The organism is Microbacterium sp. (assembly GCF_039812165.1).
GTDB lineage: Bacteria > Actinomycetota > Actinomycetes > Actinomycetales > Microbacteriaceae > Microbacterium.
In genome coordinates this window covers 1-12,826 of the sequence record NZ_JBDIAB010000069.1, presented here as the reverse complement: position 1 = coordinate 12,826, position 12,826 = coordinate 1, and the positions used below count along the sequence as shown (strand labels likewise).

Sequence of the window (12,826 nt, the reverse complement as noted above, 5' to 3'; positions counted from 1 at the left end):
CCGTTCCGGCTCGGTCGCGGCGATCGCGCGCGCCACCGGCGCGGGATCGGGCGAGCCGAACGCGTCCGGCAGGTCGACCACGGTCACCGCGCGCTCCGGGGACGCCGCCCGCGCGTCGAGGGCGGCGTCGGCCGCGATGAGACGCAGGTCGACCGGCGCGACGACGAGGCCGCGGCGCTCGTCGAGACGCGCGAGGGCGAGGAGGTCCTCGACGAGGGCGCCCATGCGGGTCGCCTCCTTCTCGATGCGGCTCATCGCCTGCGCGGTCTGCTCCTCGCCGCTGATGGCGCCCATGCGGTGCAGCTCCGCGTAGCCGCGCACGGTCACCAGCGGCGTGCGCAGCTCGTGGCTCGCGTCGCCGATGAACCGGCGCATGTGCTCGACGGTCGTGTCGCGCTGGGCGATGGCGCTGTCGACGCGGTCGAGCATCGCGTTGATGGCCGACTTGAGCCGGCCCACCTCGGTGCCGGGGGTGATGTCGCTCATGCGCTGCCCGAAGTCGCCGGAGGCGATCGACATCGCGGTCTGCTCGACCTGGCCGAGGCCGCGGAAGGTGAGCGTGACGATCCAGCGCGTCGTGAGCGCCGCGGCGAGGATCGTCAGGAGGGCCAGGATCGTGTAGATGCCGATGTAGGTGCCGACGGTCTGGTTGACCGGGGCGAGCGGCAGCGCCACGAGCTGGGTGAGCAGGTCGCGGGCGCCGGTGACCTGCAGGGTGTCGACGCTCGCGTGGAACACCGCGGCCCCGTCGACCGCGTCGAGCGAGAACGGCTCGACGCCGCGGGCGACGGTCGTCGCGAGCGGGAAGCTCTCCGGGAAGGCCGCCGCGGGACCGGTGCCGCCGCCGGCGGTGGCGAGCAGGGTGCCCCCCGCGTCGTAGACGGCGACCTGGAACTGCGTCGGCGTCGCCGTCTCCTTGAGGGTGAAGAGGGGGATGCCGTCGTCGATCTCGACGTCGAGGAGCGAGCTCGCGACGTCGTTGGACACGAGCGAGCGCAGCTGGTCGTCGACCGCGGCGACCTGGGCGTTGCGCAGGAACACCATGGTGCCGATGCCCGCGGCGAACAGCCCGACGGTGAGAACGGCGACCGTGACGCCGGTGACCTTCGCGCGCAGGCTGATGCCGCGCCACCACCGGGTGACCCGGTCGGACTTCTTCGAGCTCAGGGGAATGCCTCTTTACGCGCTCTTGCCGGCCTTGAGCATGTAGCCGAAGCCGCGCTTGGTCTGGATGAGGGGCTCGCTCGAGTGCGGGTCGATCTTGCGGCGCAGGTACGAGATGTAGCTCTCCACGATGCCGGCGTCGCCGTTGAAGTCGTACTCCCACACGTGGTCGAGGATCTGCGCCTTGCTGAGCACGCGGTTGGGGTTCAGCATGAGGTAGCGCAGCAGCTTGAACTCGGTGGGGGACAGGTCGATGGGCACGTCGCCGACCAGGACGTCGTGCGTGTCCTGGTCCATCGTGAGCTCGCCGGCGCGGATCGACGACTCCTCGTCGGCCTGCATCGTGCGCCGGAGGATCGCCTGGATGCGCGCGACGATCTCGTCGAGGCTGAAGGGCTTGGTGACGTAGTCGTCGCCGCCGGCGTTGAGGCCCTCGATCTTCGCGTCTGTCTCGTCCTTGGCTGTGAGGAACAGGATCGGTGCGGTGTAGCCGGCTCCGCGGAGCCGCTTGGTGACGCTGAACCCGTTCATGTCGGGCAGCATGACGTCGAGGACGATGAGATCCGGCTCCTCCTCGAGGACGGCGGAGATCGTCTGCGCGCCGTTGGCGACGGCACGGACCTGGAAGCCGGCGAAACGCAGGCTCGTGATGAGCAGGTCGCGGATGTTGGGCTCGTCGTCCACGACGAGGATGCGCGGTGCGGTCATGTGCTCATTATGGTGACCGAATCGATGCCTGTGCTGGAAATCGCGCGGATGCCGTCGGAATCGACCTCGCTCGGCGAGGGGAGTGGAGTACGTTCTGCCGTATGCGAGAGAGGCGAGTGAGATGACGGACGCCGTCGACCGCGCGCCGGCGCACGTCGCGGCGTCGGCCGTCCTCCGCGTCGGAGGTCGCGAGCTCGACCTCGCCCGGCGCTTCGCCGTCATGGCGATCGTCAACCGCACGCCCGACTCGTTCTACGACCGCGGACGCACCGACGCGCTCGACGCCGCCGTGCGGGCGGGCGCGGCGGCGTTCGAGGCCGGCGCCGACCTCGTCGACGTCGGCGGAGTGAAGTTCGCGCCCGGTCCGCCGGTGCCTGTCGACGAGGAGATCGAGCGCGTCGTGCCGGTCGTGCGCGAGCTGGCGCCGCTCGGACCGGTGAGCGTCGACACGTTCCACCCCGAGGTGGCCGTGGCCGCGATCGACGCCGGTGCGAGCGTGGTCAACGACACCACCGGCATCCACGACCCGCGCATGGCCGACGTCGTCGCCGACAGCGACGCCGCGATCGTCGTCGCGCACAGCCTCGCCGCGCCCCGCACGCAGCTCCCTCTGCCGCACTACGACGACGTCGTGGGCGAGGTCGCGGCCTTCCTGCGCGAGCGTGTCGCGCTCGCGGAGGAGCACGGCATCCCGCGCGAGCGCATCGTGGTCGACCCCGGCCACGACCTCAACAAGAACACGCTGCAGACGCTCGAGCTGACGCGGCGCCTCGACGAGCTGGGCGATCTCGGGCTGCCGCTCCTGGTCGCGCTCTCGAACAAGGACTTCGTCGGCGAGAGCCTCGGTCGCGACCGCGACGACCGGGTGGCCGGGTCGCTCGCCGCGGCCGTCTACTGCGCGCTGCACGGCGCGCGCATCGTGCGCGTGCACAACGTGCGCGAGAGCGTCGACGCGCTCCGCATGGTCGAGGCGATCCTCGGCTGGCGCCAGCCGGTGCGGCTGCGTCACAACCTGCGTCCGGAGGGGAACGGCTGATGGGCGGGATGCCGGGAGATCCGGGCACGCCGACGCGCGACGAGCTGCTCGCGGCCTACGCGCTCCCCGACCGCGGCGCGCCGCGACTGCGGATGAACTTCGTCTCCAGCGCCGACGGCGCGGTCGTGCTGCAGGGCCGGAGCGGCACGCTGGGCGGCGCGACCGACCGGCTGCTCATGCAGGTGCTGCGCACCCTGGCCGACGTGATCCTCGTCGGCGCCGGCACCGTGCGCGTCGAGGGATACGGCGGCACGGCGGTGTCGGAGTCGGATGCCGCGTGGCGCGTCGCGCGCGGGCTGCCGCCGCAGCCGGGCCTCGCCGTCGTCTCGCGGGCGCTCGACCTGGAGCCGGGGCATCCGTTCTTCGCCGAGGCGGTGGTCCGCCCGGTCGTGGTGACGTGCGCGGACTCTCCCGCCGGCCGCCGGGAGGAGCTGGCGGAGGTCGCCGACGTGCTCGTGTGCGGCGAGGAGACGGTCGATCTCACGGCGACGCGCGCCGCGTTCGCGGACTGCGGCTGGACGCAGACGCTGTGCGAGGGCGGTCCGCACCTGTTCGGGGCGCTCCTGGACGCGGGCCTCGTCGACGAGGTGTGCCTGACGCTCGCGCCGCGGTTCGTGGGCGGCGCCGCGCGGCGCATCGTGCAAGGCGCGGCCGAGGCCGACCGTCGCTTCGCGCTCGCCGGTGCGCTGTCCGACGACGACGGCTTCGTGTTCCTCCGCTACGCCACCCGCTGAGCGCCCCGCCCGAGCGGGGCTCAGCGGTCGAGGGCGGCGTCCACCGCGCGTGCGATCACGGTCTCGATCGGCGCGTCGGGGTCGACGGTGAGGCGATGCAGCAGCAGTCCCTCGGCCGCCGCCATCAGGAACGCCGTGTTCGCCTGGGCCGCCGCGCCGCCGAGGTCGCGGAGGATGCCGCGCATCCACTGCTCCATTCCCGAGCGCTGGGCGCGCAGCGGCTGCGTCGCCTCCTCGTCGGCCTCGAGGAACAGGGCGTAGCGCGCCCGCGTGCGCGCGGCGAGCGGTCCTGACTGCGCCTCGACCATGCGGCTCAGGCCCGCGACGAGCTCGTCGCGGCTGCCGATCGCGGCGGCGCCGCCATCGTCGCGCTCCGCGGTGGCGATCCACTCGATGACGCCGGCCAGGAGGGCGGCGCGGGTGCGGAAGTGGTTCGAGGTGGATCCCGGCGGGAGGGATGCCGCGGCATCCACCCGTCCGTGCGTGAGGGCACGCGCGCCCTCGGTGCCGACCAGGATCACGGCGGCGTCCAGTGCGCGGCGGCGGGTGGTGCTCACTCCTCGACTCTCGCACACTATGGACCTAGTGACAGCACTATGAACATAGTATTCTGCGGTCATGGACACGCACGCACCTCGAGTGGATCGTCCGCCGGCGGAGGCGTGGCGGCCGCCGCTGCCCGGCGCGCCGGGCTTCGAGCACGTCGTCGTCGAGACGCCCGGCGTGCGCCGTCATGTCGCGGTCATCGGGGAGGGCGAGCCGGTCGTGCTGCTGCACGGCTTTCCGCAGCACTGGTGGGAATGGCACGCGGTCGCCCCTGTGCTGGCGGCGCACGGCTACCGGGTGATCTGCCCGGACCTGCGCGGATCGGGGTGGACCGGGGCCGACGACCCGGCGATCGGGCGCGACACGCAGTCGGACGACGTGCTCGTGGTGCTCGACGCGTTCGGCATCGACCGGGCGCACGTGATGAGCCACGACATGGGGGCGATCTCCGCCATGCGGCTCGCGTACGGGCATCCCGAGCGCGTGCGCGCCATGGTGCAGCTCTCGGTGCCCCCGGCGTTCATGGCGTTCACCCTCGCGGTCGTGCCGGCGTTCCGGCACATGCCGAAGCTGCTCATGCACCGCCCGCCGACGTCGATGCGGTACCTGTTCGGCCCCGAGTACCTGTTCCGGCCCCTCGGCGACGAGGCGCTCGCCGCGTACCTCGATGTCGAGCAGCGGCCCGAGGTGCTCGAGGCCGTGCGTCGCGTGTACCGCGGCATGGTCGTCCCGATGTCGGTCCAGCTGGCGCGCGGCGACTTCACGCGGATGCGGCTGCGGGCGCCGACGCTGTTCGCGTTCGGGCGTCATGACCGGCCCTTCACCGAGGAGATCGTGCGCCGGATCAGCCGCCATCACGAGCGGTGCGCGGATCTCGTCGAGCTGGCCTTCGTCGAGGACGCCTCGCACTTCGTCGTCGACGACGCCCCGGATGCCGTCGCCGAGCTCGCGCTCGACTGGTTCCGTCGCGCCGCATGAAGGTCTAGATACGGTGCATATCGTAATGTTATGCTTCGTAACGTGAGTCTGATCGAGGTGGAGCGCGACGGCGGCACGATCGCCGTGGAGACGACCGGCACGGGACCGTTGGTGCTGTGCGTGCCGGGGATGGGCGAGTCGCGGGCTTCGTTCCGCCACCTCGCGCCGGGGCTGGTCGACGCCGGGTATCGGGCGGCGACGATGGACCTGCGCGGCCACGGCGACAGCACGACCGGCTTCGACGCGTACGACGACCCCGCCGCCGCGGGCGACGTGCTCGCCGTGATCGACGCGCTCGGCGGCGGTCCGGCGGCGATCGTGGGGAACTCGATGGGCGCCGCCGCCGCGGTGATCGCGGCGGCGGCGCGCCCGGATGCCGTGAGCCGACTGGTGCTGATCGGCCCGTTCGTGCGGGATCACGGGTCGGTCGCAGGCCGGCTGCTCCTGCGCGTGCTGCTGGCCCGCCCGTGGGGCCCCGCGGTGTGGCGCGGCTACTACCGGTCGCTGTTCGGCGAGCGTCTGCCCGCGGATCATGCGGGGCACGTGACCCGTGCGCTCGCCCTGCTGCGCAGGCCGGGACGGTGGCGCGCCTTCCAGCGCACGTCGCGCACGTCGCACGCACCGGCGGAGGCCGCGCTGCCGAAGGTCGAGGCGGCGACGCTCGTCGTGATGGGCGACCGCGACCGCGACTTCGCCGACCCCGAGGCCGAGGCCGCCTGGGTCGCCCGCGCGCTGCGCGGCGAGCACCGCATGATCGCCGGCGCGGGCCACTACCCGATGGCCGAGCAGCCCGACGAGGTGCTGGCCGCCGTGCTGCCGTTCCTCGCCGGCGTGCCGGGCGAGCGCCGCGCGGATGGCGGGGAGGCGTCGCATGGCTGAGCGTCTCTCCCGCGGCGCGGTCGTCGAGCACGCGGCATCCCTCTCTGACGACATCGGGCTGGACGAGCTGACGATCACGAGGCTCGGCCGCTCGCTCGGCATCGCGCCGCCGGGCGTCTACCGGCACGTCGCCGACCTCGGCGATCTGCGCCGAGCGCTGGGCAGGCAGGCCGCGCGCGAGGTGGCCGCCGTCCTGTCATCCGCGTGCGCCGGGCTCGCCGGCGCCGACGCGTTGACCGCGCTCGCGACGGCGCTGCGGGAGTGGGCCGCGCGGCATCCGGGACGATATGCGGCGCTGCAGGTCGCCCCCGATCCCGACGACGCCGACGGGCGGGCCGCCGCCGAGGAGGTGCTCGCGGTCATCGCGTCGGCGCTCCGCGCATACCGGCTCGCCGGCGACGACCTCACCGATGCGATCCGGTTCGTCCGCAGCACCCTGCACGGGTTCGTCGTCCTCGAGCAGACCGGCGGGTTCAGGCAGCCGCGCAGCCTCGACGCGACCTTCGCGCGCATCGTCGCCTCTCTCGAGACTGCGCTCTCCGGCTGGTCGTGACCGGTCGCTGCGACGGCCGCGTGCCGTCAGGCCGGCTTCCTCCACACGGAGACATGGGAGGTGCTCTCGGAGTCGAAACGCGCTCGGCTCCAGTCGGCGTAGCGCGCTTCGAGCTCGAGCCCGGCGAGCTGCGCCATGAGGTCGAGCTCTGAGGGCCAGACGTACCGGTAGTTGTGCGGCGCATACCTGAAGGTGCCGTCTGCCCGGCGGATGTAGTGATGCGAGACCGCGCGCTGTGTCGACGGATCGAACGTGTCCAGCCCGACATGGTCGTCCGTGACCTCGAAGGGGACCGCGGACTGTCCCGGTGGCAGTGAGCGCAGCGGCGGCACTCCGACCTCGACGACGAAACGTCCTCCCGGCCTCAGATGCTTCGCGGCGTTGTGGAAGCACTGGACCTGCGCCTGTTGGGTGTAGAGGTTGCCGATGGTGTTGAACACGAGATAGACGAGCGTGAAGGCGCCGTCGACCTCGGTGGTCGCCATGTCGCCGATGACCACCGGGATGTCGGTCGTCTTGCGCTTGAGCACGTTCGCCATGGCATCCGAGTACTCGATGCCGTGAACGGCGACACCCTTGCCGGTGAGCGGGATCGCGATCCGTCCGGTGCCGATGGCGAACTCCAGCGCGGGTCCGGAACCCGCCAGCTCGGCCAGGAAGCTGCTCGTCCGCTCGATGGCCTCCGGAGAGAAGGGGCCTTCCGTCGCATCGTCGTAGGTCTCCGCCTGCATCTCCGTCCACAGGTCGCTGGGCACTTCTCCGCTGTTCATGCGGTCATCCATCCTTTCGGCGACATGGCTCCCACTCGTGTGTAGGATCTTGTGTAAGGAGGCGCACATGGCGACGAACCTGGCGATCGATCCGGTCCTCCTGGACCGCGCACTCAAGGCCGGCGGCGAGCGCACCAAGAAGGCGACCGTCACCGTGGCTCTCGAAGAGTACATCGCGCGGCGAGAGCAGGCGAAGATCGTCGAGCACTTCGGTTCCTTCGACTGGGACGAGGGCTACGACTACAAGACCGACCGTGCTGCCCGTGAGCGCCGGAGTCGAGCCGTGGGCTGATGCCGTTGCTCGTGGACACGAGCGTGTGGTCGCTCGCCTATCGGCGCGATGCTCCGCCCGACGTGCCGGAGGTTCGCGCTCTGCGCGAAGCGCTCGGCGGTGGCGATGCCATCGTGACCACCGGAATCATCCTGCTCGAACTGCTGCGTGGATTCGTGCCCGAGCGCGCGCAGCAGACGATTCGCGCAGACCTCGGGGTGCTGGAGTGCGTCGAACCCCGCTGGGCGGACTACGAGGCGGCAGCGGAGCTGAGCAACGCCTGTCGCAGACAAGGCGTCCAGCTCGGTGCGGTCGATGCGCTGCTCGCGCACCTCGCGATCGCGCACGAACTGACCCTGCTCACGACCGACCGCGACTTCGTTCACGCTGCCGCTTGTATCCCGCTTCGGGTCTGGACCGCGTGAACGAGTCCATGCGCCCTCTGATCCTCAGCGGTGGTCCCGCGGTCGGGAAGTCGACCTGCGGTCGGGCGCTGACAGGCGAACGCGAACGGGGTGCCTATATCGACGTGGATGATGTGCGCCAGCTCGTCGTCTCCGGCGCTCGAACGCTCTGGAGCGGGGCAGAGGGTGAGGCGCAGTTCCTCCTCGCTGCTCGCAACGCCTCAGCGATGGCCCGGAACTTCGTCCGCTCGGGCTTCGATGTCGTCATCGCCGACTTCACGCTCGACTCGTCTCTCGGCGTCTACCGTGCGGAACTGCCGGATTGCTTCGTCGTCCACCTCCGGATCTCGCTCGCCGGTGCACGAGAACGCGCGAGGACCCGAGCGGTCCACCTCACGGAGGATGAGTTCGATCTGCTCCATGAGCTGATCGTGACTCCACCGGCGGCCGACCTCGTGATCGAGGTCGACGGAATGTCACGGGAACGCCAGGTCCAGTGCATCCGTGAGGTGTGGAACTCGGCGTAGCGGCTCGGAGGTGTCAACGAGCGCGAGTCAGAGAGGCAGGGAGCTCGCGGTGCCACCGCGGCGGGCGTAGCGTCGAGGTGTGGCGAAGACCCCGTTCCTCGTTCCGCCGCCGGTGTGGGCGGCGGTGGCGGTGGCCGCGCAGCTCGCGATCGCGGGAAGGCGTCGGCCGGCGAGGACGTCGACGGCCGCAGCCGGGCTCGTCGCCGGCGGGGCAGCCACCGTTGCGTCGTGTGCGATCTCGGAGTTCGCCCGCGCACGCACCACGATCGACCCCGAGCATCCGGATCGCGCAGCCGTGCTCGTCATGGGCGGCCCGTTCCGACTCACGCGCAATCCGATGTACCTCGCGCTGACCGGGCTGCTCGTCGCCCACGCCGTCTACCGGCGCTCGTGGTGGGCGCTCGCTCCCGCCGCCGGGTTCGTCGCGGTCATCGATCGGGTGCAGATCCCCGCCGAAGAGGCGGCGTTGCGACGGCGCTTCGGGCGGCGCTACGACCGGTACCGGGCACGTGTGCCGCGGTGGCTGGGAGTCAGTGGATGACCGCGGAGCCGGAGACTGCCGAGAAGGTCATGCGTTCGCGGTCCGAGGCCTTCCATGATGGGGATGCCACGTGGTCGCTGCGCACGTGGCATCTATCGCCAGGTCCCGCCAGGCTCGAGCTGAAGGACGATCCGCGCTGGCGCGGACTGCAGATCGTCGCCGCCGAACTCTGACCGGCCGACGGGTGAGCGTGTGGGGGTGATGGGTCGGATTGTCATCGTTCTGTGATCTTTGAATGCCATCTTCATTCTCGTACACTCGTTCGAATGTCGGAGGTCGGTGAGATGCTTCAGATATGGAGTTCTTCACCGAGATCGCGAGGCAGGTCGATGACTTGCGGATGCTGCTCGGTGACGACGTAGCAACGGGTGAGCTTGCTGGAGCCGTGCGCGGGCTGGACGACGAAGGCGTCGTCGCGGTGCTGGCGCAGACGACGGCGATCTGCCGGTCGATGGAGAACCTGCGGATCGTGGCCTCAGGGGTGGCGGGCGCTCGTTCGACCCGTGAGCACGGCCATGGGGGACTGACGCAGAAGCGGGGCCATCGCAACGTGGTCTCGCTGGTGCAGGAGATCATCGGTGGTTCGCGCGCGGACGCTGCCAAGACGGTGCGGTTGGGGGAGTCGCTGCTGGAAGCGGCCGCGGGGGAGCCGGATAACCGTCTGCTCGGCGAGGTGGGCGAGCAGACGGCAGCATCACGTCCGCCGTGGCATGCGCCGTTGTCGGCGGCGCAGCTGGCGGGGAGGATCTCTGCGACGCAGCACGATGTGATCCGGCGGGGGCTGGGAGAGCCCCCGGCCGCGAGTCCGGCCGATGTCGTGTGCACGTGCGGGGCGGGGCGCGTGGCGATCGACGACCCCTGCAAGCGGTGCGTGATCGCGGCGAACCGCGCGGCCGAAGAGGCGTGGTCGACTGCGGCGGAGGAGCTCATCACGGAGGCTGCGCATCGGACGGTGGAGGAGTTGGGGGTCGCGGCGCGGACGGTGCGCGATCTGCTCGACCCGGAAGGCGCGGAACGTCGGTTCACCGAGCAGTTCGAGCGCCGGTCGTTCCGGGTATGGACGGACCGCGACGGCGTGCGCCGTGGCTCGTTCATCTTCGACCCGCACGGTGGGTCGTGGATCATCGCGTTGATCCAGGCGGCGATGCGTCCCCGGCGAGGCGGGCCCCGGTTCGTCGATCCGGAGGAGAAGGCTCGCGCGCAGGAATTGAGCGACGACCCCAGGACGAACGATCAGCTCGTGTACGACCTGATCATCGACACCCTCCGCGCTGGCTCCCTCGCCGATGCCGAGAGCGTGTTCGGGACCAAGCAGGCCGGTGTCCGCGTGATCGCGACCACTGACACGATGGCGAAGGTCCGGGCCGGTGTCCCGGCGGCGGCGATCGTGGAGGACGACCTGACGACCGTGCCGGGATGGGTGGCTCTCATGCAGGCCTGCGACACGGGAACCCTGGAGTTCACGGTCGATCGGGCCGGCAACCCGCTGTATCTGGGCAGAGAAGCGCGCCTGTTCAGCGCACGGCAGAAGGTCACGCTTGCAACACGGGACGGGGGATGCCGGTGGCCGAGGTGTGACCGGCCCGCGTCCTACTGTGAATCGCATCACATCGACCATGTCAGCGAGGGCGGGAAAACTGATGTTGACCGGGGTATTCTCCTCTGCCGATTTCATCACATGGTGCTGCACAACGGCGGCTGGCGCATCACCCGGGACGGACTCGGCGACTTCTTGCTGCATCCCCCACCGGGGACGGGTGTGCCCGTCGTCATGAAGCCGGGACTGGCACTGGCCGACGCGTGGGCCGATCTGGATCCGCCGCCGCGCAGGTTCAGGCCTGGTGCGGTTGAGGCTGCCGCGTGAACGGGCTCGGTGAGTTGCGATCGAGGTGGCCGTCGCCGAAGGATACGGCGAGCGCCTTGAGATGGGGAGCCGAGCCATGAAGGAGTGGCTCGTCGTGAGTGCGACGCATGCCGTGACCAATTCCCTCGTGATCCGAGCGCGCGAGTACGTCGGAGGTGATCAGTAGCTGACACCTACGCGGCATTGACCTCGTCAGCGTCGAGGATCGTGTACGAGTACCCCTGCTCGGCGAGGAACCGCTGGCGGTTCTGCGCGAAGTCCTGGTCGACCGTGTCGCGCGCGATGAGAGTGTAGAAGCTCGCCGTCGTGCCGTCCGCCGTCGGGCGCAGGAGCCGGCCGAGCCGCTGCGCCTCCTCCTGCCGCGAGCCGAACGACCCCGACACCTGGATCGCGACCGATGCCTCGGGCAGGTCGATCGAGAAGTTCGCGACCTTCGACACCACGAGGAGCGGGATGCGGCGCTCGCGGAACGCGTTGTACAGCTCCTCCCGCTCGTCGACGGGCGTCGACCCGGTGATCTTCGGCGCCCCGAGCGCGTCGGCGAGCTCGTCGATCTGGTCGAGGTACTGACCGATCACGAGGATCTGCTCGTCGGGATGCCGCGCCACGAGGTCGCGCACCACGTCGATCTTCGCCTCCGCGGTCGCCGCGAGCCGGTAGCGCTCGTCGTCCGCGGCCGCCGCGTACTCCAGCCGGTCGTCGTCGGGGAGGTCGACGCGCACCTCGTAGCAGATCGCGGGGGAGATGAACCCCTGCGCCTCGATCTCCTTCCACGGAGCGTCGAAGCGCTTCGGGCCGATGAGGCTGAAGACGTCGCTCTCGCGCCCGTCCTCGCGCACGAGCGTCGCGGTCAGCCCCAGCCGGCGGCGCGCCTGCAGGTCGGCGGTCAGCTTGAACACGGGGGCGGGGAGCAGATGCACCTCGTCGTAGACGATGAGGCCCCAGTCCAAGGCATCCAGCAGCGCGAGATGCGCGTACTGGCCCTTCCGCTTCGCGGTGAGGATCTGGTACGTCGCGATCGTGACCGGACGGATCTCCTTGGCCTGCCCCGAGTACTCGCCGATCTCCTCCGGCGTCAGCGACGTGCGCTTGAGCAGCTCGTCGCGCCACTGCCGCGCGCTCACCGTGTTGGTCACGAGCACGAGCGTCGTGGTCTTCGTCTCGGCCATCGCCGCCGCTCCCACGAGCGTCTTGCCCGCACCGCAGGGGAGCACCACGACGCCCGATCCGCCGGCGCTGAAGATGTCGACCGCCTGGCGCTGGTAGGGCCGCAGCGACCAGCCGTCCTCGTGCAGGTCGATCTCGTGCGGCGTTCCGGGCGTGTAGCCCGCATGGTCCTCGGCGGGCCAGCCGATCTTCAGCAGCTCCTGCTTGATGTGCCCGCGCGCCCACGCGTCGACGACGTACGTGCCCGCAGACGGATGCCCGACCAGCAGCGGCTGGATGCGCTTGTTGCGGGCCACCTCGGCCAGCACCGCGGCATCCGTCGAGTGCAGGATCAGCGCGCCCTCGTCGTCGCGCTCGATCACGAGCCGCCCGTACCGGCCCACCGTCTCGCGGATGTCCATCGACACCGACGGCGGCACCGGGAACCGCGACCAGCGGTCGAGCGTCGCGAGCATGTCGTCGGCCTCGTGCCCGGCGGCGCGCGCGTTCCACAGCCCCAGTCGCGTGATGCGGTAGGTGTGGATGTGCTCGGGCGCGCGCTCCAGCTCGGCGAAGATCGCGAGCTCGTGCCGCGCGGTCTCGGCATCGGGATGCGCGACCTCCAGCAGCACGGTGCGGTCGCTCTGGACGATGAGGGGGCCGTCAGCCATAGCGTCCGAGTCTACCCGCGACCACGGCGGGCGG

General features: G+C 70.8%; 16 protein-coding genes. 11 read left to right on the top strand and 5 right to left on the bottom strand.

Features of this window, described 5'->3' with window-relative positions:
* Together WML84_RS07630 and WML84_RS07625 are read right to left on the bottom strand one after the other, a co-directional pair.
* The coding region (locus WML84_RS07630; protein WP_347345547.1) for a HAMP domain-containing sensor histidine kinase at positions 1-1,044 on the bottom strand (1,044 nt) is incomplete at its 3' end.
* 135 nt (positions 1,045-1,179) lie between these two features.
* A complete protein-coding gene (locus WML84_RS07625) occupies positions 1,180-1,872 on the bottom strand; it encodes a response regulator transcription factor (protein ID WP_347345546.1) in 693 nt (230 codons plus the stop codon).
* 121 nt (positions 1,873-1,993) lie between these two features.
* On the opposite strand from WML84_RS07625, the gene folP reads away from it, so the two are divergent.
* Both folP and WML84_RS07615 read left to right on the top strand, forming a co-directional pair.
* Complete coding sequence (folP, locus tag WML84_RS07620; protein ID WP_347345545.1) at positions 1,994-2,908, top strand: dihydropteroate synthase; 915 nt, start codon at positions 1,994-1,996, stop codon at positions 2,906-2,908.
* The gene (locus WML84_RS07615; protein ID WP_347345544.1) at positions 2,908-3,642 is read left to right on the top strand and encodes a pyrimidine reductase family protein; all 735 of its coding nucleotides are present in this window, start codon (positions 2,908-2,910) and stop codon (positions 3,640-3,642) included. The genes folP and WML84_RS07615 overlap by 1 nt, the downstream gene beginning before the upstream one ends.
* Positions 3,643-3,662: 20 nt before the next feature.
* Here the strand turns inward: WML84_RS07615 and WML84_RS07610 are convergent, their stop codons facing one another.
* Positions 3,663-4,199, bottom strand: a complete 537-nt coding sequence (locus WML84_RS07610) for a TetR family transcriptional regulator (protein ID WP_347345543.1) — start codon at positions 4,197-4,199, stop codon at positions 3,663-3,665.
* A 61-nt stretch (positions 4,200-4,260) separates the two neighbouring features.
* Between WML84_RS07610 and WML84_RS07605 the strand changes: the two genes are divergently transcribed.
* The 3 genes from WML84_RS07605 to WML84_RS07595 are packed head-to-tail and all read left to right on the top strand — an operon-like array spanning position 4,261 to position 6,598.
* The gene (locus tag WML84_RS07605; RefSeq protein ID WP_347345542.1) at positions 4,261-5,166 is read left to right on the top strand and encodes an alpha/beta hydrolase; all 906 of its coding nucleotides are present in this window, start codon (positions 4,261-4,263) and stop codon (positions 5,164-5,166) included.
* A 42-nt stretch (positions 5,167-5,208) separates the two neighbouring features.
* Entirely contained in the window at positions 5,209-6,045 is an 837-nt protein-coding gene (locus WML84_RS07600; RefSeq protein WP_347345541.1) for an alpha/beta hydrolase, read from the top strand.
* On the top strand, positions 6,038-6,598 hold the full coding sequence (locus WML84_RS07595; protein ID WP_347345540.1) for a WHG domain-containing protein: 561 nt from the start codon (positions 6,038-6,040) through the stop codon (positions 6,596-6,598). Before WML84_RS07600 ends, WML84_RS07595 begins: the two co-directional genes overlap by 8 nt.
* A 26-nt stretch (positions 6,599-6,624) precedes the next feature.
* On the opposite strand, the gene WML84_RS07590 is transcribed toward WML84_RS07595, so the two are convergent.
* Positions 6,625-7,368 (bottom strand): class I SAM-dependent methyltransferase, encoded by a 744-nt coding sequence (locus WML84_RS07590; RefSeq protein WP_347345539.1) that lies wholly within the window; start codon positions 7,366-7,368, stop codon positions 6,625-6,627.
* A 67-nt stretch (positions 7,369-7,435) separates the two neighbouring features.
* Between WML84_RS07590 and WML84_RS07585 the strand changes: the two genes are divergently transcribed.
* The 6 genes from WML84_RS07585 to WML84_RS07560 all read left to right on the top strand — a co-directional run bounded on the left by WML84_RS07585 (position 7,436) and on the right by WML84_RS07560 (position 10,975).
* Positions 7,436-7,660: a type II toxin-antitoxin system VapB family antitoxin gene (locus tag WML84_RS07585; RefSeq protein ID WP_347345538.1), complete on the top strand. Its 225-nt coding sequence runs from the start codon at positions 7,436-7,438 to the stop codon at positions 7,658-7,660.
* Positions 7,660-8,064 (top strand): PIN domain-containing protein, encoded by a 405-nt coding sequence (locus WML84_RS07580; RefSeq protein WP_347345537.1) that lies wholly within the window; start codon positions 7,660-7,662, stop codon positions 8,062-8,064. The genes WML84_RS07585 and WML84_RS07580 overlap by 1 nt, the downstream gene beginning before the upstream one ends.
* Complete coding sequence (locus WML84_RS07575) at positions 8,061-8,570, top strand: hypothetical protein (protein ID WP_347345536.1); 510 nt, start codon at positions 8,061-8,063, stop codon at positions 8,568-8,570. The genes WML84_RS07580 and WML84_RS07575 overlap by 4 nt, the downstream gene beginning before the upstream one ends.
* Positions 8,571-8,649: 79 nt before the next feature.
* Entirely contained in the window at positions 8,650-9,111 is a 462-nt protein-coding gene (locus WML84_RS07570) for a methyltransferase (protein WP_347345535.1), read from the top strand.
* Positions 9,108-9,284, top strand: a complete 177-nt coding sequence (locus tag WML84_RS07565; protein WP_347345534.1) for a YchJ family metal-binding protein — start codon at positions 9,108-9,110, stop codon at positions 9,282-9,284. Before WML84_RS07570 ends, WML84_RS07565 begins: the two co-directional genes overlap by 4 nt.
* Before the next feature lie 122 nt (positions 9,285-9,406).
* On the top strand, positions 9,407-10,975 hold the full coding sequence (locus WML84_RS07560) for a DUF222 domain-containing protein (protein WP_347345533.1): 1,569 nt from the start codon (positions 9,407-9,409) through the stop codon (positions 10,973-10,975).
* Between the two features lie 173 nt (positions 10,976-11,148).
* On the opposite strand, the gene WML84_RS07555 is transcribed toward WML84_RS07560, so the two are convergent.
* On the bottom strand, positions 11,149-12,792 hold the full coding sequence (locus tag WML84_RS07555) for a DNA repair helicase XPB (protein ID WP_347345532.1): 1,644 nt from the start codon (positions 12,790-12,792) through the stop codon (positions 11,149-11,151).
* Positions 12,793-12,826: the final 34 nt, after the last annotated feature.